Origin of the sequence: Rhizobium sp. IBUN (genome assembly GCF_000510625.1) — a bacterium.
Lineage (GTDB): Bacteria > Pseudomonadota > Alphaproteobacteria > Rhizobiales > Rhizobiaceae > Rhizobium > Rhizobium altiplani.
The window spans coordinates 80,934-101,644 of record NZ_AZNV01000003.1; the positions used below are offsets into that span (position 1 = coordinate 80,934).

The 20,711-nt window shown below is 61.6% G+C and carries 25 protein-coding genes; 9 read left to right on the forward strand and 16 right to left on the reverse strand.

Annotated features, from left to right (window positions below):
• Together RHIBUN_RS0104460 and RHIBUN_RS0104465 are read right to left on the reverse strand one after the other, a co-directional pair.
• A complete protein-coding gene (locus RHIBUN_RS0104460) occupies positions 1–378 on the reverse strand; it encodes a GtrA family protein (RefSeq protein ID WP_018855219.1) in 378 nt (125 codons plus the stop codon).
• Entirely contained in the window at positions 375–1,388 is a 1,014-nt protein-coding gene (locus RHIBUN_RS0104465; protein ID WP_025658621.1) for a glycosyltransferase, read from the reverse strand. The genes RHIBUN_RS0104460 and RHIBUN_RS0104465 overlap by 4 nt, the downstream gene beginning before the upstream one ends.
• 155 nt (positions 1,389–1,543) lie before the next feature.
• On the opposite strand from RHIBUN_RS0104465, the gene RHIBUN_RS0104470 reads away from it, so the two are divergent.
• A complete protein-coding gene (locus RHIBUN_RS0104470; protein WP_025658622.1) occupies positions 1,544–3,385 on the forward strand; it encodes a hypothetical protein in 1,842 nt (613 codons plus the stop codon).
• A gap of 3 nt (positions 3,386–3,388) precedes the next feature.
• On the opposite strand, the gene RHIBUN_RS0104475 is transcribed toward RHIBUN_RS0104470, so the two are convergent.
• Together RHIBUN_RS0104475 and RHIBUN_RS37970 are read right to left on the reverse strand one after the other, a co-directional pair.
• Positions 3,389–3,625, reverse strand: coding sequence for a hypothetical protein (locus RHIBUN_RS0104475; protein ID WP_018855216.1), 237 nt, complete (start codon positions 3,623–3,625; stop codon positions 3,389–3,391).
• A gap of 125 nt (positions 3,626–3,750) precedes the next feature.
• Positions 3,751–3,876, reverse strand: coding sequence for a hypothetical protein (locus RHIBUN_RS37970; protein ID WP_348625967.1), 126 nt, complete (start codon positions 3,874–3,876; stop codon positions 3,751–3,753).
• 354 nt (positions 3,877–4,230) lie between these two features.
• On the opposite strand from RHIBUN_RS37970, the gene xseA reads away from it, so the two are divergent.
• From xseA to RHIBUN_RS37975, 3 genes are all read left to right on the forward strand, one after another.
• Positions 4,231–5,820: an exodeoxyribonuclease VII large subunit gene (xseA, locus tag RHIBUN_RS0104485; protein ID WP_025658624.1), complete on the forward strand. Its 1,590-nt coding sequence runs from the start codon at positions 4,231–4,233 to the stop codon at positions 5,818–5,820.
• Between the two features lie 87 nt (positions 5,821–5,907).
• Positions 5,908–6,699, forward strand: coding sequence for a hypothetical protein (locus RHIBUN_RS33080; RefSeq protein WP_245271630.1), 792 nt, complete (start codon positions 5,908–5,910; stop codon positions 6,697–6,699).
• On the forward strand, positions 6,654–7,172 hold the full coding sequence (locus tag RHIBUN_RS37975) for an endonuclease/exonuclease/phosphatase family protein (protein ID WP_348625969.1): 519 nt from the start codon (positions 6,654–6,656) through the stop codon (positions 7,170–7,172). Before RHIBUN_RS33080 ends, RHIBUN_RS37975 begins: the two co-directional genes overlap by 46 nt.
• Here RHIBUN_RS37975 and RHIBUN_RS0104495 read toward each other — a convergent pair.
• On the reverse strand, positions 7,085–7,567 hold the full coding sequence (locus RHIBUN_RS0104495) for a MarR family transcriptional regulator (RefSeq protein ID WP_025658625.1): 483 nt from the start codon (positions 7,565–7,567) through the stop codon (positions 7,085–7,087). The two genes, RHIBUN_RS37975 and RHIBUN_RS0104495, sit on opposite strands and share 88 nt — an antisense overlap.
• Positions 7,568–7,667: 100 nt before the next feature.
• On the opposite strand from RHIBUN_RS0104495, the gene RHIBUN_RS0104500 reads away from it, so the two are divergent.
• Positions 7,668–8,576, forward strand: a complete 909-nt coding sequence (locus RHIBUN_RS0104500; protein WP_025658626.1) for an EamA family transporter — start codon at positions 7,668–7,670, stop codon at positions 8,574–8,576.
• Here the strand turns inward: RHIBUN_RS0104500 and RHIBUN_RS0104505 are convergent.
• Positions 8,524–9,777, reverse strand: a complete 1,254-nt coding sequence (locus tag RHIBUN_RS0104505) for an aminopeptidase (protein WP_025658627.1) — start codon at positions 9,775–9,777, stop codon at positions 8,524–8,526. The genes RHIBUN_RS0104500 and RHIBUN_RS0104505 overlap by 53 nt on opposite strands.
• A 119-nt stretch (positions 9,778–9,896) precedes the next feature.
• A complete protein-coding gene (locus tag RHIBUN_RS0104510; RefSeq protein WP_025658628.1) occupies positions 9,897–10,613 on the reverse strand; it encodes a glutathione S-transferase family protein in 717 nt (238 codons plus the stop codon).
• 77 nt (positions 10,614–10,690) lie between these two features.
• On the opposite strand from RHIBUN_RS0104510, the gene RHIBUN_RS0104515 reads away from it, so the two are divergent.
• Complete coding sequence (locus RHIBUN_RS0104515; protein ID WP_025658629.1) at positions 10,691–11,140, forward strand: MarR family winged helix-turn-helix transcriptional regulator; 450 nt, start codon at positions 10,691–10,693, stop codon at positions 11,138–11,140.
• Between the two features lie 2 nt (positions 11,141–11,142).
• Here RHIBUN_RS0104515 and ybaK read toward each other — a convergent pair whose 3' ends face one another.
• From ybaK to RHIBUN_RS0104535, 4 genes are all read right to left on the reverse strand, one after another.
• Positions 11,143–11,616 (reverse strand): Cys-tRNA(Pro) deacylase, encoded by a 474-nt coding sequence (gene ybaK, locus RHIBUN_RS0104520; RefSeq protein WP_018855206.1) that lies wholly within the window; start codon positions 11,614–11,616, stop codon positions 11,143–11,145.
• A gap of 3 nt (positions 11,617–11,619) precedes the next feature.
• Positions 11,620–11,970, reverse strand: a complete 351-nt coding sequence (locus RHIBUN_RS0104525; RefSeq protein WP_018855205.1) for an ArsC family reductase — start codon at positions 11,968–11,970, stop codon at positions 11,620–11,622.
• On the reverse strand, positions 11,971–13,026 hold the full coding sequence (locus tag RHIBUN_RS0104530; protein WP_025658630.1) for a succinylglutamate desuccinylase/aspartoacylase family protein: 1,056 nt from the start codon (positions 13,024–13,026) through the stop codon (positions 11,971–11,973).
• A gap of 65 nt (positions 13,027–13,091) precedes the next feature.
• Positions 13,092–13,607: a 2'-5' RNA ligase family protein gene (locus RHIBUN_RS0104535; protein ID WP_025658631.1), complete on the reverse strand. Its 516-nt coding sequence runs from the start codon at positions 13,605–13,607 to the stop codon at positions 13,092–13,094.
• Between the two features lie 230 nt (positions 13,608–13,837).
• Between RHIBUN_RS0104535 and RHIBUN_RS0104540 the strand changes: the two genes are divergently transcribed.
• Positions 13,838–14,401 carry a methylated-DNA--[protein]-cysteine S-methyltransferase gene (locus RHIBUN_RS0104540; RefSeq protein ID WP_018855202.1) on the forward strand — a complete coding sequence of 188 codons (564 nt, stop codon included), beginning with the start codon at positions 13,838–13,840 and terminating at the stop codon, positions 14,399–14,401.
• Between the two features lie 32 nt (positions 14,402–14,433).
• On the opposite strand, the gene guaA is transcribed toward RHIBUN_RS0104540, so the two are convergent.
• From guaA to RHIBUN_RS0104555, 3 genes are all read right to left on the reverse strand, one after another.
• Complete coding sequence (guaA, locus tag RHIBUN_RS0104545; RefSeq protein ID WP_025658632.1) at positions 14,434–15,996, reverse strand: glutamine-hydrolyzing GMP synthase; 1,563 nt, start codon at positions 15,994–15,996, stop codon at positions 14,434–14,436.
• 93 nt (positions 15,997–16,089) lie between these two features.
• A complete protein-coding gene (locus tag RHIBUN_RS0104550; protein WP_025658633.1) occupies positions 16,090–16,728 on the reverse strand; it encodes a 5'-methylthioadenosine/S-adenosylhomocysteine nucleosidase in 639 nt (212 codons plus the stop codon).
• Positions 16,725–17,174, reverse strand: coding sequence for a PaaI family thioesterase (locus RHIBUN_RS0104555; protein WP_025658634.1), 450 nt, complete (start codon positions 17,172–17,174; stop codon positions 16,725–16,727). Before RHIBUN_RS0104555 ends, RHIBUN_RS0104550 begins: the two co-directional genes overlap by 4 nt.
• A gap of 241 nt (positions 17,175–17,415) precedes the next feature.
• On the opposite strand from RHIBUN_RS0104555, the gene RHIBUN_RS0104560 reads away from it, so the two are divergent.
• A complete protein-coding gene (locus tag RHIBUN_RS0104560; protein WP_025658635.1) occupies positions 17,416–18,492 on the forward strand; it encodes a GH25 family lysozyme in 1,077 nt (358 codons plus the stop codon).
• 44 nt (positions 18,493–18,536) lie between these two features.
• A complete protein-coding gene (locus RHIBUN_RS0104565) occupies positions 18,537–19,112 on the forward strand; it encodes a dienelactone hydrolase family protein (RefSeq protein WP_025658636.1) in 576 nt (191 codons plus the stop codon).
• On the opposite strand, the gene RHIBUN_RS0104570 is transcribed toward RHIBUN_RS0104565, so the two are convergent.
• Both RHIBUN_RS0104570 and RHIBUN_RS0104575 read right to left on the reverse strand, forming a co-directional pair.
• Positions 19,109–19,561: a TspO/MBR family protein gene (locus RHIBUN_RS0104570; RefSeq protein ID WP_025658637.1), complete on the reverse strand. Its 453-nt coding sequence runs from the start codon at positions 19,559–19,561 to the stop codon at positions 19,109–19,111. The genes RHIBUN_RS0104565 and RHIBUN_RS0104570 overlap by 4 nt on opposite strands.
• 61 nt (positions 19,562–19,622) lie before the next feature.
• Entirely contained in the window at positions 19,623–20,711 is a 1,089-nt protein-coding gene (locus tag RHIBUN_RS0104575; protein ID WP_025658638.1) for a DUF1513 domain-containing protein, read from the reverse strand.

The following is a 20,711-nucleotide window of genomic DNA, read 5'->3' on the forward strand; positions in this document are numbered from 1 at the left end:
TCAGTCGCCTCGAAAAACGAAGCGGGAATAGCCGACGAAGCTGAAGACCGTGGACGCGGCGGTGGAAAGAACCATCGCCGCGAGTGGTTGGAGGTCAGGTAGCCGCAGCAGCAGCGCCGAATAAAGCCCATAGTTCACTAGCGCCGCCGTCACCCCGACGGAGCCGTAGCGAAATCCCTCGACGGCGAGCGAGTGTCCCGAGCGATCGAAGGTGAATGTTCTGTTGAAGATCCACGTCGCTGCCATTGCCAGAGCGATCGCGATCACGCGAGCAATGAATGGGCCAAGCGGCGTGATATGCAGCAAGAGCGCAAGAACGCCTGCATCGACCATAAAGCCAAGGCCGCCAGCAATCCCGAAGCGGAGCAGCTTCTTCATCTGGTGCTGATCTTGGCCGACAGTTGATGATAATCGTCGAGATCATCAGCCAGCAAGGGTGTCTGCTCGCGCGGGCGCGGAGCCATAAGGCTCATATAGTGGATGCGAAGCTGCTCTGCGCGGGCGCGCGAAACGGAATCGAGGATCACGCCGGCGGTAAACATCATGAACGACACCATGATCAGTGCCATAGACAGGACCCATGTCGGCATTCGGCTGACGAGACCCGTTTCAAAATACTCGAAGAGGACGGGCGTCATGAATCCGAGACTCGCTGACATAAAAATCGCGCTGATGATGCCAAAGAACACGAAGGGCCGCGTTTCCTTCATCAGCATCGCGAACATCCAGAGGATCTTGGCGCCATCCTTGAAGGTCGAAAGCTTCGAGTGAGAACCTTCCGGCCGACGGCCGTAATCCAGTTCCAGCTCGCTGACAGGCAGCTTCAGACGCGACGCATGCACGGACATTTCCGTTTCGATCTCGAAGCCTCCCGAGACGGCAGGGAAACTCTTGACGAAGCGTCGCGAGAAGACGCGGTAGCCCGAGAAGATATCGGTGAAATCGGTACCGAAGATCGTCCGGTACAACATGTTGAAGATCTTGTTGCCGAAGGCATGACCCTGCCTGCCGGCATCCGAATGGACGCCGCGCCGTGTGCCGACGACCATGTCGGCGCGCTCTGTCAGCAGGGTGCGGATCAGTTCCTCAGCATCGTCGGGCGAGTAGGTGCCGTCGCCATCGGCCATGATGTAGATGTCGGCGTCGATGTCGGCGAACATGCGTCGGACAACGTGGCCTTTGCCCTGCCGACGTTCGCGCACCACGTGGGCACCTGCAAGCATCGCGTGGAGTGCCGTGCCATCCGTGGAGTTGTTGTCGTAGACGTGGATGGGGGCGCCCGGCAACGCAGACTTGAATCCCCGGACAACGGCGCCGATCGTCGAGGCCTCGTTGTAGCAGGGCAGGAGCACGGCAATATTCAGATTGTCGATACGCGATCCGGTCATGATCACACCCGCGGCGAAGAAATCTCGGCAAGAATAGACGGTGCGCGTTAACAAGTGGCTATGGAGCCGGCGAAAACTGCGCGTGAGCAGGATTTTTACGGTTTCTTGACCGGCGAACGGTAGGATCTTGGCACTCAAACGGTGAGATCCGCTTCATGACGAATGTAGCCCAGATGATCGCTGGTTCCACATCGGCATCGCCGATCGCCAAGCTGCGCGCCATGATGACCCTGTTATGGCCATCGGTGCTTTTTTACAGCGCTGTCCTTATTGCCGCGATCCTCGCTCTGAAGCTGCCTAGCGCGACCGACTATGTCGGCGCCGATAATGATGACGGCATGCGGCTTGTCGAAGTGCGTGATTTCCTGAACGGGCAGGGCTGGTTCGACCTCATGCAATACCGCATGGGACTCGGTGATGGTACGCTGATGCACTGGTCCCGGCTGATCGACCTTCCGATCGCGACGCTGATCCGGTTTTTCGGCTTCTTTTTCCCGCAAGAGCGGGCAGAGGCGGTTGCGCTGGCCGTCTGGCCGCTGTCGCTGATCGTTCCGAGCCTGTGGGCCATGGGACTTGCCGGCCGCCGCATCGGCGGCACGTTCGGCATGCATGTCGCCTTGGGGCTCACCGCTCTGCTCCTGGTTCCGAACAACCGCTTTCTGCCGGGCGCCATCGACCACCACAACGTCCAGTTTGCACTGGTCGCCATCATGACGGCGATGTTGCTCGACGAAAACCATCGGCCGCTCAGCTACGCCGTCGCCGGGCTGGCGGCCGCGATGGCGATCGCGATTGGGGCCGAAACGACGCCATTCGTGGCGGTGGTATGCGTTGTCGTCGCCGTTTCGTGGGCTTGGGAAGGCGAGCCGTTCGCGCGCGCTGCCAAGGCTTTCGGGCTCGCCCTGGGTCTGTCCATCAGCCTGCTTTTCGTCGGAACCGTTCCGCCAAGGCTTTATTCGGCCGTGACCTGCGATAACCTGTCGCTCGGCTATTACAGTCTTGCGGCCATCGGCGGCGGGTTGTTGCTCTTTGCCGCCACGTTCGCGAGCGGACGGAGCCGACTGCTGCGATTTGCGGCCGTCGGCGGGATCGGCGCGGTCGTGCTCGTCTCCGCCGTCACGATCGCTCCGCAGTGCCTTCATAGTCCGCTGGCCGACCTCGATCCGCTTCTTGTCGAGCTCTGGTTGGACCGCGTGCAGGAGGCACAGTCGATCCTTGGCGCAAATTGGCAGGACCCTTTTACGCTTGGCTTCTACTATTCGACTGGGGCTTTTGCGCTTGCCGTCTGCATGTTCCGCCTCGCTTACGGCGATCGCGTGCGGGTCCATCTTGTTCTGCTGACCCTCCTCGCCGTCAGTTGGACAATCGCCGCGGTGCAAGTGCGCGGCACCGCGTTTTCCAATCTTCTTGCAATCCTGCCGCTGACATTGCTGATCATCGACATGCGCCGGTTATCGGCCAGTGACAGCGAAGATGTCGCGGCCGCCTTTTGCTACCTTTCCACGGTTCTCTTGAGCGTGGCGGCGGTGTGGGGGTTAGCGGGGGGGCTTATCGGCATGCAGATGGGGAATGGTGAAAGCATCCTGCACACCGCACCCGCAAAACCGTCATGCTCGTCGAAGTCGTCCATCGCGCCTTTGGCCGATTTGCCGGCCGGCCTGGTGGTCGCGCCGTCGGACGTCGGTGTGTCGATCCTTCGCTTTACCGGCAATCGCATACTGGCGGCGCCGTATCATCGAAACCAGGGCGGCATGCTGACGGAAATACATATTGGCCTGGCAGAACCGCAGGAAGCCGAGGCCTTCCTGAAGGGGGTCGGGGCTACGGTCCTTGCCTATTGCGCCGACAATCCGCAGACGAGGGAGCTTACGAAAATGAAGCCGGACGGCCTCTATGCGCAACTGGCGAAGGGCGTCGTTCCGGCTTACCTGCAATCCATACCGACGCCCGAGGGCGCGCCCATCCGGCTCTTCCGTTACGTGCCCACCGGCTCGTAAGGCCTAGATGAAGCGTCGGCGGTCCCGGCTGCGATCGAAGGCGTAGAGGCCAAGCAGGCAGATCATGAGACCAGCGTCATAGCAGACGATGGCGGCCGCAAGATCAAGAATGGATGTGGATGAGACCCAGGCCGCACCAGCATAGGCGACGCAGATGAGGCAGCCGACCAACACCATCGAAAAGATCGAGCGCATTGGCGCGGTAGCGAAACCAAGTGTTGTGGTCGTCAGAGCGATCATCAGCCTCTCCTGAGTCGCGGCAGCATAGGCGTGTCCATCTTACCGAACAATTAATCTCGCGGCTTATTACCTTTTTCCCCAGTGGTTGCAACCGGCACGATTGCGGCCTGCAGCACAAAGGCAAGCTAGGTCAGCCCAAGAATGCTCTCTGCCGTGGTGCCGGTGGCGTGGACCCGAGAGATTCGAAGTGGCAGGACCGAGCCGTCTGGAACCGAAGCAAAGGTGAGCGCCTGCCCAGTCGCCATGGTCACGACAAGGTCTCCACCGATGCCGACATAGACTGCCCTCGTGATCTCAACGAGGTCAAGACTGTCATTGGGGATGATGGCGAAACCGGCGCTCGCGGGACCGGTGAGCGAAGGGACATGGGAGGCGAAACGGTCGAAAATGGAAAACTCCTCTTGTCGGTTGCCCGATCTTCGCTCCGCAAGGATTGCCGGGGAAAACGGAGAGGTGATCGATTCGCCTGCCTTCCGGTTCGACCGATCTAAGCTGTTGATGCTGAACGAAAATAAGGGTGCCGCCGGCTTTGGTTACGGAAGAGCGCATAAAATCACCCCCCTTCGGAGGCTGCTCTTTGCCGCCTCATCGGCTAGAACAGGATCATGAGCAACGTCTTCGAGAATGATTCGCCGAGCAATCTTACCGAGTACTCGGTTTCGGAGCTGTCCGGCTCGATCAAGCGCACGGTCGAGACAGCCTTCGACCAGGTGCGCGTGCGCGGCGAAATTTCCGGATACCGGGGTCCGCACTCTTCCGGTCACGCCTATTTTTCCTTGAAGGATGACCGTGCCCGTATCGATGCCGTCGTCTGGAAGGGCAACTTCTCAAGGCTGAAATTCCGTCCCGAGGAAGGGATGGAGGTAATCGCCACCGGTAAGATCACGACCTTCCCGGGTTCATCGAAATATCAGATCGTCATCGAGACGCTGGAGCCGGCCGGCGCCGGCGCGCTGATGGCGCTGATCGAAGAGCGCAAGCGCCGGCTTGGCGCCGAGGGCCTGTTCGACCCGTCCCGCAAGCGGCGGCTTCCCTTCATGCCAAAGGTGATCGGTGTCGTGACGTCGCCCACAGGCGCCGTCATTCGCGACATTCTCCACCGCATCTCCGATCGCTTCCCGGTTCATGTCATTGTCTGGCCGGTAAAGGTGCAGGGCGAAGGCTCGGGCGAGGAAGTCGCCAATGCCATCCGAGGCTTCAATAGCTTCGAGACGCGTGGGGACATGCCCCGCCCTGATGTCCTGATCGTCGCGCGTGGCGGCGGCAGCCTCGAGGATCTCTGGAGCTTCAATGACGAAATCGTCGTTCGCGCGACGGCCGAAAGCCAGATTCCGCTGATCTCTGCGGTCGGCCACGAAACGGATTGGACGCTGATCGACTACGCTGCCGATGTGCGTGCACCGACCCCGACCGGTGCGGCTGAAATGGCCGTTCCCGTGAAGGCCGAACTGGAGGCGCAGACGGCCGCTCTTGGCGCCCGCCTACAGGGTTGCATGAGCCGCCGCATGGATCACCATCGCCAGTCCGTCCGGGCGCTGGTCCGCGCGCTGCCGTCGCTGGATCAGCTCTTGGCGCTGCCGCGTCGCCGGTTCGACGAGGCTGCCGCCGGTCTCGGCCGCGGCCTCGAACTCAACACGATCAACAAGCGCCGCAGCTTCGAGCGAACGGCGGCGCATTTGCGGCCCGATGTCCTCTCGAACCGCATCACCGAGCGCCGCCAGTATCTCAACGAACGGATCACGCGTGCGGAGCGCACGATCGAGCGTTTTATCGAGCGTTCCAGAGCACCAGTCAGTCGTGCGGATGCTATTTTTGCGACATTGCCGGCTCGTCTGAAGACGCAGACATCGCGGCTGCGCGACCGTCTCGCCAATCTATCGCGTCACGCCGACACAGCGGTGGCGCATCAGCTGACGCGGGCACGCGGCGAGGTCGCGGCGCAGTATCGCGTGCTGCAGTCGTTGTCCTACGAGAATGTCTTGAAGCGCGGCTTTGCAGTTATCCGGGACGATGAGAATAGGCCGGTGTCACAGGCTGCAATGTTGTCCGCAGGCTCGGGTATCTCAATCCAATTCGCGGATGGTCGCGTCGGCGCGGTGACCACCGAGGGGCTCCCGTCTTCATCCACGCCGAAGAAACGAGCACCAAAACCACAGGATGAGCAGGCGCCGCCAAAGCAAGGCACTCTCTTCTAGATAGGTGCTGACGACCAAATCCTGGGATGACATCATTGAAATGCAACATATACGTGTCATTATCCCCGATAAACGGGAGGGCGTGACATGAGACTTGCATCCTTCAATGTCGAAAACCTGTTCGACCGCGCAAAGGCGATGAACCTGGAAACCTGGGCCGACGGCCGGGTTGTTCTCGACCGCTTTGCCGAACTGGAGAAATTGCTGGGGCAGGTGACCTACAGCGAAGCCGACAAGGCGCGCATGGCCACGCTGATCATCGAGCTCGGCATGGAGGAGAGTGATACGGGTCCCTTCGTCATTCTTCGGCGCAACAGGGGCAGTCTTCTGAAACGGCCGAGAGCCGGCGGCGTGGTCATCTCCGCCAACGGTCGCATCGACTGGGTCGGATCGCTGGAATTGCGTGACGAGCCGATCAACGAGATCGCCATGCAGAACACGGCGCGCGTCATGAGTGATCTCGAGGCCGATATTCTTGGCATCGTTGAAGTCGAGAGCCGGCCTGTGCTCACCGCTTTCAACACCCAGGTGCTGCCGGCCGTTGGCGGCAACCCCTTCACGCAGGTCATGGTGATCGACGGAAATGACGAGCGGGGCATCGATGTCGGGCTGATGACCCGAAAGGGTTTAGCGCTCGACATCATGCGCAGCCACGTCGATGACAGGGACGCGGCAAGCAACCCGATCTTCTCGCGCGATTGCCCCGAATATTACGTGACGACGCCCGGGGAACGACGCTGCTTGTCATGGTCAATCATTTCAAGAGCAAGGGTTTCGGCAGCGCTCAGTCCTCCGATGCTCGCCGGCACGCGCAAGCGCAGCGGGCGCGCGAGATCTACGAGAAGCGTCTCGCGGAAGGATTCGACCACATCGCACTGATCGGCGACCTCAACGACACGCCGGATAGCGCCCCGCTGGCGCCGTTGAAGGAGAGCACGTTGAAGGATGCCTTTACGCATCCCGCGTTCGATGACGGCGGCTTTCCTGGGACCTTCGGTCTTGGCAACGCCGGAAACAAGATCGACTACCTGTTCCTGTCGCCGAAGCACTTTTTGACAAGGTCGAGCGAGGCGGTGTCTTCCGCAAGGGCGCCTGGCCCGGAAGCCGGCCGAAACGCTGGGAGACCTATCCGGAACTCACCGAGCCGAAACACGCGGCGTCGGATCATGCCGCCATCTGGGTTGACCTGCACATCTGAGGCCAAAGACAGGGAGGCTGCCGTCCGTCGATGCCACGGCACACACGAGGAGGGCCGCTGGCCCGGCTACTCGAATGTCGCCAGAAACTTGCGCAGCAGGGCGTCGAGCTGGGCCTTCTCCTCCGCGCTGAAACCCTGCGTCAAGCGTTGCTGATTGGCGATGTGGAGGCCGACGGCACTTTCCACGGCGGCAAATCCGGCTTCGGTCAGGGCGATGAGAACACTTCGCCGATCATCCGGATTGAGAACGCGCTCGACCAGGCCCACTTTCTCCAACTGGTCGATCCGGTTGGTCATGGTGCCGGAACTGACCATCGTCATGGAGAGCAAATCGCCGGGGGAGAGCCGATATGGCGCGCCTGAACGCCTGAGGGTTGCCAGCACATCGAAGGACGAGGAGGAGAGCCCCTGCTGCTGCAACACCTGGTCGACCTCGCGGGCGAGGTGCGTCGTCAGCCGCTTCAGTCGCCCCATGATGCCCATCGCCTCGGTATCGAGGTCGGGGCGCTCGTTTTTCCATTGCGCAAGTATCTTGTCGACGCGATCCATCGGTCAGCCCGTTCTTCTGCGAAGACTGTTATCATCGCGTATCTTGACGTCAAGATAAATGACGCTACATTGTATTTATTTTGATGTAGAGATTCTTGAGATGAAGAAAACTCAAGCGCCGCTTTCCGAGGTGCTGATCACGGCGTTGGCTCCGACGATCTGGGGCAGCACCTATTTCGTCACGACATCCCTTCTTCCGCACGGATATCCGCTGACGGTCGCCTTCCTGCGGGCTCTGCCGGCCGGGCTTCTGCTGCTTGCGATCGTCCGGCAGCTGCCGCAGGGAATCTGGTGGCTTCGCGCCTTCGTGCTCGGCGGCCTGAATTTCTCGTTCTTCTGGGCAATGCTGTTCGTGTCGGCCTATCGTCTGCCGGGCGGTGTTGCCGCGACCGTCGGAGCCATTCAGCCGCTCATCGTCATCCTGCTGTCGCGCATCTTCCTCGGCCGGCCGATCCACGCCGTTGCCGTTGGGGCCGGCGTGGTCGGGATGACAGGTGTGGCACTTCTCGTGCTCACACCCAATGCGGCGCTCGATCCGATCGGCGTTGCCGCCGGCATTGCGGGGGCGGTTTCGATGGCATTCGGCACGGTGCTGACGCGACGTTGGGTTCCGCCGGTTTCGAATCTGGCCTTTACCGCATGGCAGCTCACGGCCGGCGGCATCCTGCTCGCGCCCGTCGCCTTCTTCGTCGAACCCACACTGCCGGTGCTGACCGCGGCCAATGTGCTGGGCATCGCCTATCTTGGCCTGATCGGCGCAGCGTTCACCTATTTGCTGTGGTTCCGGGGGCTCGCGCGTATCGAACCGTCAGCTGCGGCCTCGTTGGGCTTCCTGAGCCCGGTCACCGCCACCTTTATCGGTTGGCTGGCTCTCGGGCAAAGCCTGACGCCCGCGCAGCTCTTCGGCTTCGCGATGGTGCTCGCGAGCGTCTGGCTCAGTCAGCGCACGATGTCGGTCAGGCCCACTCGCCCTGACGCATCACCGGAACCCGCGAGCCGTCCGGCTTGATGCCGTCGATATCGACCTGGCCGGAGCCGATCATCCAGTCGATGTGGATCAGGCTCGAGTTTCCGCCTTGCGCCTTGATCTGCTCCTGCGTCAGGCTTGCGCCGTTGACGAAGCACTTCGAATAGCACTGGCCGAGCGCGATGTGGCACGAGGCGTTCTCGTCGAACAGCGTGTTGTAGAAGAGAATGCCGCTGGCCGAGATCGGCGAGGAATGCGGCACCAGCGCCACTTCGCCCAAGCGGCGCGCGCCCTCATCGGTATCCAGCACCTTGTTCAGCACTTCCTCGCCACGCGAAGCCTTCGCTTCGACGATCCGGCCGCCTTCGAAGCGAACCCGGATGTTGTCGATCAGCGTGCCCTGATGGGACAGCGGCTTGGTGCTCGAAACATGGCCTTCGACGCGCAACGCATGCGGGGTCGTGAAGACTTCCTCGGTCGGAATGTTCGGATTGCAGGTAATGCCGTTCTTGGCCGTCGACGAGCCGCCGTGCCACTCGTGACCGTCGGCAAGACCGACCGTCAGATCGGTGCCAGGTCCCCTGAAGTGCAGCGAGCCGAAGCGCTCGCCATTCAGCCAGTGCGAGCGTTTGGCGAGATTGGCATTGTGCTCGGCCCAGGCCGCAATCGGGTCTTCGACATCGACGCGCGACGCCGCGAAGATCGCCTTGGCGAGCTTGGCAACGGCGATTGCTTCCGGATCGTCAGGGAAGACGAGCGCTGCCCAGGACGGGTTGGGGTAGGAGACGATGTTCCAATTGATGTCGAAATTCGAGATCTTTTCCAGCGCCGGCTTGTAGGCCGCCGAGTTCGCCCGGTTGGCACGGCCGACCTTTGCCGGATCCTGTTCCGAAAGTAGCATCGGATTGTCGCCAGAAACCGCAAGGCGTGCAGTGCCTTTGGCATAGGCCTTGGCCATACCGTCGTAGAGCCAGTCGGAGGCGCGATCAAAGCTCTGATCACTGCCATATCGGTAGCGCGCCAGCGTCGAATCCTCGTCCGAATAGAACGCTGTCACCAGCCCGGCACCTGCCATATAGGCATGCTGGGTAATCAGGCGCACGAGGGGCAGGGCGACGACCGGGGCCGTGATCACGAGATCCTGGCCCGTCTGCAGCTGCAGCCCGACCTTGACGGCCACCTCCGCCAGTTTCTCAAGCTTTACGGGATCCACGGAGGTCTGGCTTTGCGGCATGAAATTCATGATCGGTCACTCCTCGAACAAAACGGATTGGCCGGTAGACTTAGACCCCTTTACGGCGAAATTGAAGCTCGCTTGTCGACCGATGGCAGCTCTTTGCCGCCATCGGCCCACGCGCGGGATTAGGCCGCCGAAACGGATGGCTGCTGCAACAGCACCGCGTCGTGGCGCTTCAGGAAGGCCATCAACCGGTCGGCATAGTCAGGTCCGACGGCGGCCTTCACGCTCGGTCTCTCGGACAGCGCTGTCCGCCAGGCCTGGACGCGGGGCAGGCCGGCAAAAATGCCGCTGCCGCCGATGGCGTCGAAGACGTCGAAGTAGCGAAAGATCGGCGCAAACACGGCATCGACCAGGCTGAAGTCCACGCCCGCAAAGTAGGGGCCATCCTTCAGTTCCGCCTCGATGGTGCCGAACTTTGATGCGAGCACCTGCCGCTTCGCCTCCAGCTGCGCGCGATCCTGCGTCGTTTCGTAGACCCAGAGATCGGAGAGGATCGAAGAGCCGAACTCCATCCAGCCGCGGTGGCGGGCGCGTGTCAGCGGGTCGGATGGATGAAGGCGGCGGCCGTCCTGCGTCTCCTCCAGGTATTCACAGATTACGCTGCTTTCAAAGAGCACGTCCTGACTGCCGTCGCTGAGGCGAATGCAAAGCAGAGGCACCTTGCCGAGCGGCGAGACCTCCAGGAACCAGCGCGGTTTGTCCGCGAGGTCGATATTCACGCGCTCGAACGGCACTCCTTTTTCCGCAAGCGCGATCGCGGCGCGCTGTACGTAGGGGCAAAGGTGGTGGCTGACGAGCAGCAGAGCGGAACCGGATACTTGAGGTGGCAAATGATCCATCGTGGCAATCTCCATTGTAGATGCAATTGCATGTAATAGCTGTTGCGCCAGGATTCAAGATAGATGTAAATGCATGTATGAGTAAAAAGACGAATAGAGCCACGCCCTCCGATGCGGTGATCGATGCCTGGATCGGGCTGATGCGCGCGCAGCAGCGACTGCTCGCTCAGATCGAAGCGGATCTCAAGCAGGCCGGGCTCCCAGCGCTCGGCTGGTACGACGTGCTCTGGGAACTGGTGCGGTCGCCGCAGGGCAAGTTGCGGCCATTCGAGATCGAAGAACGAACGTTGCTAGCCCAATACAATCTTTCGCGACTGATCGACCGCCTCGAGAAGGCAGGGCTGGTGCAGCGCCAGAGCTTCGATCAGGACGGGCGCGGGCAGTGGGTGGTCGTTACCGAGGAGGGACGCGAGTTGCAGAAGCGCATGTGGAAGGTCTATGCCAGAGCCATCGAGGAGAACTTCGGCGCCAAGCTGAGCGAGGTTGATGTCGCGACGCTGACCTCGCTACTGTCACGCTTCAGCTGAGATCAGGCAATGAGGGGCGCGGCGGCAGCCTTCAGCGTCTTCAACGCGTCCTTCGGGTCCAGCCGAACCTGCAGGCCGCGTTGCCCGCCGTTGATGTAGACCTGCGCCTCCGTCAGCGCTGTTTCCTCGATTGCTGTCGGGACGAGCTTCTTCTGGCCGAACGGGCTGATACCGCCGACGTGGTAGCCAGTCAGGCGCTCGGCATCGGCGGGCTTCATCATGTTGGCGGACTTTCCGCCGAAGGCGCTTGCGAGCTTCTTCATGCTGACTTCACGATCCGACGGCACGACGACGCAGACCGCTTTGCCGTCGACCTCCGCCATCAGCGTCTTCAACACGCGATGGGGCTCCTCGCCAAGCGCTTCTGCCGCCTGCAGGCCAACGCGCTCCGCATTCGGATCATAGTCGTAGGTATGGACCGTGAAGGCAATTCCGGCTTGGCTCAGAACCTGCGTGGCGCGTGTGGTTTTCGACATCGATCAGGCCTTGAAGAAGCTGCCGTAGATCTCGGGCTTGAAGCCGATGAGCAACTTGCCGTCTGCCTCGACAACCGGCCGCTTGATCATCGATGGCTGCTCCAGCATCAGCGAGATCGCCTTGCCCTCGTCGAGATTTTCGCGCTCGGCCTCGGGCAGCTTCCGAAAGGTCGTGCCTGTTCGGTTGAGCACCGTTTCCCACCCGGCTTCCTTCGTCCAGGCCTGCAGATGCGCGCGATCGATCCCGACAGCCTTGTAGTCATGGAACTGGTAGGCGACGTCATGCTCTTCCAGCCAGGTTCGGGCCTTCTTCATGGTGTCGCAGTTCTTGATGCCGTAGATGGTGACGGTCACTTAGTCCTCCAGCGTTCCAGGCTTGCGTGTTGCCTTGCTGGCGGTCTTGCAAGCAATCTTCATCAGGTCGGCGCGCCGGCGAACCAGCCGTTCGGAGCTGCGCGTCACGATCAGGCCGGCCTGTGGTGCACAAATCTCGATGCTGCCGTCAGCCATGCCGGGGCGGGTGATCAACGTGGCAAGCACATCGCCTTCGCCAACCCATTCGCCGATGTTGCGTTGGAAGAGAACCGTGCCGGCCTCCGGCGCGCGGACCACCTCGATATTGTCGAGCGGGACAGCGGGGCCATCGAAAGCGGGCAGCGAGACCGGGGCATCGATTGCGCCGCGGCTTGCCAGGAATTTCCACAATCCCTCGGCATCCTTCTTCGCCATCTCGGGATAGACGTCACGCCGGCCGCGAAGCTCGACGGTGACAGACAGCTTGCCGGGCAGGCGCGATTGTTTCTCTAGGATCTCGTATTTCCAGGCAAAACCGACGGCCTCCTCGAAGGCGGAACTCTCGCCATCGGAGAGAAGAACGGCTTCCATCTCCATCGCAGAGGCCAGATCGGCCGCCTCCGGCCAGAATGCATCGTCGATATAGGCATATTGCAGGGATTCATCATCGCAATGCAGATCGATCACCAGATCGCAGCCGAGCGCCATATGCAGCAGCTGGCGCTTCAGTTTCTCGACGGCCGAACGGCGCTCGAGGTCCTCAAGCAACCCGTCGCGATCTTTCACCGAGATCAGCGGAAACTCCCTGTTGAAATTGGTGCGCGATCCAAGATCGAAGCGGCCCTGAAGTTCGCCGAAATGCGACTGGGCCGCCCCGATCGGATTGGCATGCGGGACGACGATGAAGTCGCTCTTGATCTGACCGGCGTTTTCCGACTGGCGCAGTCTTTCACACAGGAAGTGAACCAACGCCGTGCCCGGCAGCTCGTTGGCGTGGAGAGCCGCCTGAATGTAGACCTTCGGGGCCTTGGGATCGCTGCCATTGAAATGAAGAACCGGCAAACGCCACTCGATACCCGTCGTGTCACCGGCAATAATGATCTCGGACGTGTTCATGTCGTTCTCCGCTTGATGCCTTGTCGCAGGAGCTTTAAGCGAGTTCGATAGCTGGAGGCAAGGTGTTATCCGCGCGCATGAAGCGGCCAGCGCCCGAGCTCTTCGTAGTCTGCTTGACCCCGGCGATTGTGCAGCAGAACGAATTCGCGCGCAGCCAGCACGACCGGCCTCCGCAGGGCGATCCGCGGCACCACGTCCTTGTCGTAGAGGAGCGTGGTGTGAGGTTGAAAGTTCGGGTTCAGATTGGCGTCTGCGCCCAACCGGTGCATCTCGATCGCGATCTGCACATGCAGTTGCCACAGTTCCCGTCCGCCATTGCCGGCGAGTACGATCGCGTTGTCCTGCGGCAGCAGGAAGGTGATGATATGGTCGAAGACGAGCTCGAACTGACACGCCTCGATCGCCGTTCCTGCCTGGCGTGCCGCCGCGATGACCCCTTCGGGAATGCGGGCGCTCTTGCCGACACAATAGAGCGAGACATGCACGGCCGCCGGCGGACGCGGCGATGCGAGGGGAAGGTGTTCCCGCTGTAGCCACTGCTGGATCGACACGCATTCGTCGAGCGATTGCGGATCCGGCATTATCGCAAAGAAAAGACTCTCTCTGGCGAAGCGCGATGGTTGTTGGCGCGTCTTCTGCGAAGCGAAATCGAAAGATGCCTGCTAACATTTGATCTTGAAATGGCAAGAACAAAAAAAGAACAGACGGGCGAGCGATCGACCGGAGCAAGTTTCTGCGACGCAAGAAACGGGTTGAATTCGGGCCGCGACGGCACGATCTTCGGAGAAGAGCAGCAGGGAGGCAATGACCCATGCAACAGGCAATGCATCACTATCTGATTTTCGAGACGAGCGGTGGCTTCTGCGGCATCGCCTGGAATGATGTCGGCATTACGCGGTTTCAGCTGCCGACGTCGAGTGCCGAGGCAACCGAGCGATTGCTCCTTCGCCGCATTCCCGGCGCCGAGCCGGCGAAGCCGACGGCTGCCGTTGCCGAAGCTGTTGCCGCAGTGAAGCGCTATTTCAGCGGAGAGCCGACGGACTTCTCAACCGTGAAGGTCGATCTCGCTGGTCAGGATGCCTTCTTCAGGCAGGTTTACGATGCTGCCCGCCAGATCGGCTGGGGCCACACGACCACCTACGGTGCGCTCGCGAAACAACTCGGCGTAGGGCCGGAGGCCGCCCGCGACGTCGGCCAGGCGATGGCGAAAAATCCGGTCGCCTTGATCATCCCCTGCCATCGCGTGCTAGCGGCCGGAAACAAGATCGGAGGCTTCTCCGCGCCCGGCGGCTCAACGTCCAAGCAGAGGATGTTGGAGCTCGAAGGCGTTAGCCTGGCGCCGCCAAAGCCGGTGCAGCAGTCACTTGATTTCTGATGGATGTCGCCTCGATTGAGGCGACTCTCAAATCATTCCCACTCGATGGTGCCGGGCGGTTTCGAGGTCACATCATACACGACACGATTGATGCCGCGCACCTCGTTGATGATGCGGGTTGCGGCGCGCCCGAGGAATTCCATGTCGTAGTGATAGAAATCCGCAGTCATGCCGTCGACGGACGTCACGGCGCGGAGCGCGCAGACGAACTCGTAAGTGCGGCCGTCGCCCATGACGCCGACGGTCTGGACAGGCAGCAGCACGGCGAAGGCCTGCCAGATGGCGTCGTAGAGGCCGGCCTTGCGGATCTCGTCGAGATAGATGGCGTCGGCTTCGCGGAGAATCTCCAGCTTTTCGCGGGTGATGCCACCCGGGCAGCGGATCGCGAGACCCGGACCCGGGAAGGGGTGGCGGCCGATGAACGAGTCGGGCAGGCCGAGCTCCTTGCCAAGCACGCGCACTTCGTCCTTGAAGAGTTCGCGCAGCGGCTCGACGAGCTGCATGTTCATGCGCTCGGGAAGGCCTCCGACATTGTGGTGCGACTTGATCGTCACCGACGGTCCGCCGGTGAAGGAAACGCTTTCGATCACATCAGGATAGAGCGTGCCCTGGCCGAGGAAGTCGGCGCCGCCGAGCTTCTTGGCCTCTTCCTCGAAGGTCTCGATGAACAGGCGACCGATGATCTTGCGCTTGGTCTCTGGATCGGAAACACCCTCGAGCTCGCCGATGAACTTGTCGGATGCGTCGACGTGGATGAGGTGCAGATTGTAGTGTTCGCGGAACATGGCGACGACGTTGGCCGCCTCGTCCTTGCGCATCAGTCCGTGGTCGACGAGCACGCACGTGAGCTTGTCGCCGATCGCTTCGTGGATCAGTAGTGCTGCGACCGAGCTGTCGACGCCGCCCGAAAGGGCGCAGAGGACGCGCTTGTCGCCGACCTGCTCGCGGATCGCTTCGACCGCCTTCTGGCGATAGGCCGACATCGACCAGTCACCTTTGATGCCGGCGATGTTGTGAATGAAGTTGCCGATCAGCTTGGCGCCATCGGGCGTGTGCACGACTTCCGGGTGGAACTGCACGCCATAATATTTGCGCTTCTCGTCGGCGATGAAGGCGTAAGGCGCGTTCGGCGAAGTCGCGACGACCTTGAAGCCTTCAGGCAGCGCCGTCACGCGGTCGCCATGGCTCATCCAGACCTGATGGCGGGAGCCCTTCGACCAGAGGCCTTCGAACAGTTGGTTGTCTTCGTCGACTTCGAGGAAGGCGCGACCGAATTCGCGGTGATGACCGCTCTCGACCTTGCCGCCGAGCTGCATGCACATCGTCTGCTGGCCGTAGCAGATGCCGAAAACGGGCAGGCCGCTGTCGAAGATGATCTGGGGCGCGCGGGGCGAGCCTTCATCAACCGTCGAGGCCGGGCTGCCGGACAGGATCACGGCTTTCGGCTCCAGGCGCTTGAAGCCTTCTTCGGCGGACTGGAAGGGAACGATCTCGCAGTAGACACCCGTTTCGCGCACGCGGCGTGCGATCAGCTGGGTTACCTGGCTGCCGAAATCGACGATGAGGACGCTGTCTGGATGTGCTGTCTGGGTCATGGCGAGCCTTTAATGAAAAGCACCCGGTCTTGCAATGCGCGAAATCCCCCGGCCGAGGATTTTATTGTGCTGATTGTCCCTATCCCGCAGGGGTTAGAACCAGAATACGCCGTCTTCCAGAGCCGTAAACAGGCTGTCGACGGCATAGGAAAGCTTGCGGTCGATGACATGCAGGTATTCTGTCCAGCCGGAAATGTGCTGCAACTCTTCGACACCGTCGGAAATCCCGCGCAGGCCGATCAGCGGCAGTTCGTAAGCCTGGCAGGTGCGCAGGATTGCGAAGGTCTCCATGTCGACCATATCGGCGGCGATACCATCATAGGCCTGCCCGGACACGACGTTGCCGCCGGTCGACAGGCTTGCCTCCGGAATGCCTGGGATTCTAAGCGGCAGGTCGATGGTGGCAGGGAGATCGAGGAACGGCGTGCGCCCCTTCTCGAAACCGAGTGGCGATGCATCCATGTCGCGATAGGATACGGAGGTGGCCTGATAGACCTCGGTCTGCTCGAGCTTTGCCGAGCCCGCCGAGCCGAGCGAAACGACGAGGTCGGGCAACTCATCGGCCTGCGCTAATTGCGAAAGCGCCCGGGTGAGGACGATTGCCGCCTCGACGGGACCGACCCCCGTCATCAGCGGTTCGAAGCGGGAGCGTAGGAACGGACCGTACTCGGCCTCCGCCGCCATCACGAAGAGAATGGATTTGCCGGCGACCGATTTCAGCTCAAACTTCATCCCGAAATGCCCTCTCTGCCACGGATGATCATCATGGTGCTTGTCATGGAAGCGATCAGCTTTGCCGGTCCGTCGCCGATCGCATAACCGCGCCCGTCCGCAACGATGATGTTCGATCCCGGCTTGGTGATTTCGCCCCTGAAGAGGAAGCGATCGCCACGGCCTGGCGACAGCAGGTTGACCTTGAATTCGATCGTCAGAACGGATGCCTCGGCGTCGATGACGCTGTAGGCCGCCAAGCCGCAAGCGGAATCGAGGGCAGCGGAGATCACGCCGGCATGCAGAATTCCGTGCTGCTGGGTGAGCTTGACGTCGAAAGGCAGTTCGATCTCCACCAACCCCCGCCCGACGCGGGTCAGTTCGGCGCCGAGCGTATGCAACGCCGCCTGGCGGGTAAAGTTCTGGCGGATTCGCTCGTGGAAATCGCCGCTGTCGTTGTCGGTCATCGTCGCGCCTTTCTTGCGATCGCGAAAGTGGCATGCTGCGCCGCATCAGACAAGCGCTTCCCGGAAATCAGTTGGCAGAGTGCTCCCGTGCCATGCGGTCGCTTGTCTGACGCGCATGCAAGTGCCGGGCGTAAAGATTGGATTCAGTCTTTTTTGGTAAATCTCCGTTAGCCATTGCTTTTCGATGGGTCCCTGGCGGCAGCGAATCTGTCGTCGACAATTGTTTTGCGTGCGGGTTCTTATGCGTCTATTGGCTGCGCCAGCTTTCTTCCTTGCTTGTCTCGCCTTGTCGGGCTGCACGTCCAGTTTGGGACCGGACAGCCTCGTCGCGGGAATCCCGTCGCGGGAGACGACCAGCTCGGTCGCACGCCCAAGCGCGCCCGTGCCGGCCAGCGTCATGCCGGCGAGCCCTGTTCTCTCAGCTGATGTCGCCGAGGCGCCAACGCCAGCCGCGCCGCAACAGGAGGAATTGGCCTGGGCCGGCCCGGTGCCTCAGCCGCAAGCCTTCACACAACAGGCCGGAGTGGCCACCGCTCCCGTGCCGTCGGAAAGGCCGATGCCAACGGCAGTGCCAGCCGTCCTGACGCCCGCAGCGCCCGAAATTGACGAGACGCCGCGCACACGTTCGCGGATCTACAGTCATCGTTTCCGCGACGTCAAACCGATCAATTTCGGCTCTTCCTCGCCCAGAAAGCTTGCCGTCCATGGCGTCGACGTTTCGCGCTGGCAGGGTGACATCGACTGGGACGAGCTGAGAACGCAGGGTGCGAATTTCGTCTACATCAAGGCGACCGACGGCGGTGACCATCTCGATCCGATGTTCCGGAAGAACTGGCGCGACGCCAAGCAAGCTGGGATGAGGCGGGGCGCCTATCACTTCTTCTATTGGTGCCGCACGGCGGGCGAACAGGCGGACTGGTTCATCCGCAACGTTCCCCGCGAAGCCGGGGCTCTGCCACCGGTCATCGACGTCGAATGGAACGGCGAGTCGAGCTGCAAGCGGCGGGTCTCGCCCGAGAAGGTTCGTGAGAAGATGCAGGTCTTCATGGACAAGCTCGAGCAGCACTATGGCCAGCGGCCGATCATCTACACCGCGCCGGACTTCTATCGCGACAACCTCAAGGGCGCCTTCCTGAACTATCCCTTCTGGCTGCGTTCGGTTGCAGCCCACCCGTCGAAGGTTTATCCCGGACGCCGGTGGGTATTCTGGCAGTATTCGGGCTCAGGCATCTCGCACGGCGTTGATGGCCGCATTGACCTGAATGTGTTCCACGGCAGCGAAGCCGACTGGCACGACTGGGTCGCCAGATCGGACTGAGGTGCTGCTCGTCTCGCCCGCGCGAAACAACCGGGAGGTTCGCCATGGCAGAGGTTGTGCTGTTTCACCACGCGCTTGGATTGACGCGAGGCGTCATCGCTTTTGCTGGCGATCTGCGGGCCGCCGGGCACGTCGTACATACGCCTGACCTGGTTGCCGGCCGGACGTTCGACACGCTGGAACAGGGCGTGCAGCACGCCCAGGAGACCGGCTTCGGCGAGATCATCCAGCGTGGAGCCCGCGCCGTGGATGGCCTTGCAGCCGATCTCGTCTATGTCGGGTTTTCCCTGGGAGTGCTCCCGGCACAATATCTGGCTCAGACGCGTGCCGGTGCGCGGGGTGCGATCTTCCTTCACGCCTGCTTGCCGCGTTCGGAATTCGGCTCGGCCTGGCCGAAGGGCTTGCGGGCTGAGATCCATGCCATGGACGCCGACCCGTTCTTCGTTGGAGACGGTGATATCGAGGCGGCGAAGGCGTTGGTTGCCGAGTCGGCGGATGTCGGGCTTTTCCTCTATCCGGGGGACGCGCATCTTTTTTCCGATCGGTCGCTCGCCGCCTTCGATCCAGCGGCGGCAGCCGTTCTCGAACGGCGCGTGCTCGATTTTCTCACTGATCGCTAGTTCAAATAGACGATCGCGGCGTTGAGCAAGGTCGCGAAACCAACCCAGGCTGCATAGGGCACGAAGAGCAGGGCGGCGGTCCGATCCGAATTCCAGCGGTTTGCGGCAAAGGCGAGGATCAGTCCGAGCAACAGCACAATGACGACGAGCGAGGCCGACAGCATTCGCAGGCCGAAGAAGAACGGCGACCATAGAAAGTTCAGCACCATCTGCCAGGCCCAGATAAGCATGCCGACAGACAAATGCCCGCGCAACCACGTCCGTGCCCCGGCAATACCAATCAACACATAGAGGGTGAGCCAGACAGGCCCGAATATCCAATCAGGTGGATTGAACGGCGGCTTGGCGAGAGATTGATACCATTCCTCCGGCAGATTGTTGACGCCGGTGGCGAGCCCCCCGCCGAGCGCGATGGCGACGAAGACGACGTAGGTCAGGGCTTTGCTCATTCGCCGGAAATAGGGCGGCTGGATTCTCCAGCCAGATCGCTAGCGATCTTTTGCGCACAATTCAGACGGCCGCAATGCGCACGATATGCTGGTCCCAGGTAACGTCGCTCTGCGTCGACAAAAATCCGCCTTCATAGGATGACACGGCAAAGCCGGCCTTGGCTGCGGCAATCCCTGCCGCATCCGGCACAATCTCTTCACGAAGCACGCGTCCGCTCTTCGCATCGATCGTCACGGACGCGCCGCCCTTGGGAGACGTGACGCCGACGAGCCCTTCACCGCGATTGATTGCGATCGCGCCGACATAGTTGGCAAGCCGGCGTGTCGTCTCCTCCGGCAGATCGACGAAGCGCAGGTCTTCGCCTTTGGCAAAGGAGCCGACGAGCGGCGGCAGGTCGTTGCGGTGCCCTTCATACTGGCAGGCAAACCAGATGCGGCCCCTCGCGTCGACATCGACGTGTCGGGTGGAGAGCTGCACCCACTGCGATGGGAGGAAGTGCTTTTCGATCAGGGCTCCGGTTGCCGCATCGATCAGCGTCAGCGAAGGCTGCATATTGGAGAGGTTGAGCTTGGTGCGGCCGAAATCCGGATGCGTTTCAATGCCGCCATTGGCAACGATCAGCATGCGCCCGTCGTCGGACACGGTCATGTCATGCGGACCGACACCGTAGGTCTCGAACTCTCCTATGCGCTCAAAACGCCCGGTCGCATCGTAGAGGCCGATCATGCCGCGGTTGGCGTCGAAGGCGTTCTCGCTGGCATAGAGAATCCGGCCGTCCGGCGAGAAGGCGCCATGGCCATAGAAGTGGCGCCCCTCGGCGGCTGCAATGGTGATCGGCTCGTTTTTGCCGCGGGGATCGAAGATCATCGCATAGGTGCCGGGGCGGCGCGCAAAGGCGACGGTTTTTCCCGTCGCGTTGCTGAAGGCCATGCCATGGGCGCGTGCCGGAAGGGCGACTTGATCGACGATCTCGCCGCGCTCCGTGACCGTCGCAACGGCGTAGGATCCGTTCGCGGTCCGCATCCCTGACGCATAGATCGCGTCCGCGCGCTCAAGTGCCATGAGCGCTCGCGGCTGTAGGGCAGCTAGGAAAGTCAGCCCGGCCGCCTTGACGAAACTGCGCCGATCGATCGCGGAGCTATTCCACAT

Excerpts from the sequence above, each read along its gene's own strand:
- RHIBUN_RS0104460 (WP_018855219.1), bottom strand. The coding sequence starts at position 378 with ATGAAGAAGCTGCTCCGCTTCGGGATTGCTGGCGGCCTTGGCTTTATG.
- RHIBUN_RS0104465 (WP_025658621.1), bottom strand. The coding sequence starts at position 1,388 with ATGACCGGATCGCGTATCGACAATCTGAATATTGCCGTGCTCCTGCCC.
- RHIBUN_RS0104470 (WP_025658622.1), top strand. The coding sequence starts at position 1,544 with ATGACGAATGTAGCCCAGATGATCGCTGGTTCCACATCGGCATCGCCG.
- RHIBUN_RS0104475 (WP_018855216.1), bottom strand. The coding sequence starts at position 3,625 with ATGATCGCTCTGACGACCACAACACTTGGTTTCGCTACCGCGCCAATG.
- xseA (WP_025658624.1), top strand. The coding sequence starts at position 4,231 with ATGAGCAACGTCTTCGAGAATGATTCGCCGAGCAATCTTACCGAGTAC.
- RHIBUN_RS33080 (WP_245271630.1), top strand. The coding sequence starts at position 5,908 with ATGAGACTTGCATCCTTCAATGTCGAAAACCTGTTCGACCGCGCAAAG.
- RHIBUN_RS0104495 (WP_025658625.1), bottom strand. The coding sequence starts at position 7,567 with ATGGATCGCGTCGACAAGATACTTGCGCAATGGAAAAACGAGCGCCCC.
- RHIBUN_RS0104500 (WP_025658626.1), top strand. The coding sequence starts at position 7,668 with ATGAAGAAAACTCAAGCGCCGCTTTCCGAGGTGCTGATCACGGCGTTG.
- RHIBUN_RS0104505 (WP_025658627.1), bottom strand. The coding sequence starts at position 9,777 with ATGAATTTCATGCCGCAAAGCCAGACCTCCGTGGATCCCGTAAAGCTT.
- RHIBUN_RS0104510 (WP_025658628.1), bottom strand. The coding sequence starts at position 10,613 with ATGGATCATTTGCCACCTCAAGTATCCGGTTCCGCTCTGCTGCTCGTC.
- RHIBUN_RS0104515 (WP_025658629.1), top strand. The coding sequence starts at position 10,691 with ATGAGTAAAAAGACGAATAGAGCCACGCCCTCCGATGCGGTGATCGAT.
- ybaK (WP_018855206.1), bottom strand. The coding sequence starts at position 11,616 with ATGTCGAAAACCACACGCGCCACGCAGGTTCTGAGCCAAGCCGGAATT.
- RHIBUN_RS0104530 (WP_025658630.1), bottom strand. The coding sequence starts at position 13,026 with ATGAACACGTCCGAGATCATTATTGCCGGTGACACGACGGGTATCGAG.
- RHIBUN_RS0104535 (WP_025658631.1), bottom strand. The coding sequence starts at position 13,607 with ATGCCGGATCCGCAATCGCTCGACGAATGCGTGTCGATCCAGCAGTGG.
- RHIBUN_RS0104540 (WP_018855202.1), top strand. The coding sequence starts at position 13,838 with ATGCAACAGGCAATGCATCACTATCTGATTTTCGAGACGAGCGGTGGC.
- guaA (WP_025658632.1), bottom strand. The coding sequence starts at position 15,996 with ATGACCCAGACAGCACATCCAGACAGCGTCCTCATCGTCGATTTCGGC.
- RHIBUN_RS0104550 (WP_025658633.1), bottom strand. The coding sequence starts at position 16,728 with ATGAAGTTTGAGCTGAAATCGGTCGCCGGCAAATCCATTCTCTTCGTG.
- RHIBUN_RS0104555 (WP_025658634.1), bottom strand. The coding sequence starts at position 17,174 with ATGACCGACAACGACAGCGGCGATTTCCACGAGCGAATCCGCCAGAAC.
- RHIBUN_RS0104560 (WP_025658635.1), top strand. The coding sequence starts at position 17,416 with ATGCGTCTATTGGCTGCGCCAGCTTTCTTCCTTGCTTGTCTCGCCTTG.
- RHIBUN_RS0104565 (WP_025658636.1), top strand. The coding sequence starts at position 18,537 with ATGGCAGAGGTTGTGCTGTTTCACCACGCGCTTGGATTGACGCGAGGC.
- RHIBUN_RS0104570 (WP_025658637.1), bottom strand. The coding sequence starts at position 19,561 with ATGAGCAAAGCCCTGACCTACGTCGTCTTCGTCGCCATCGCGCTCGGC.
- RHIBUN_RS0104575 (WP_025658638.1), bottom strand. The coding sequence starts at position 20,711 with ATGTGGAATAGCTCCGCGATCGATCGGCGCAGTTTCGTCAAGGCGGCC.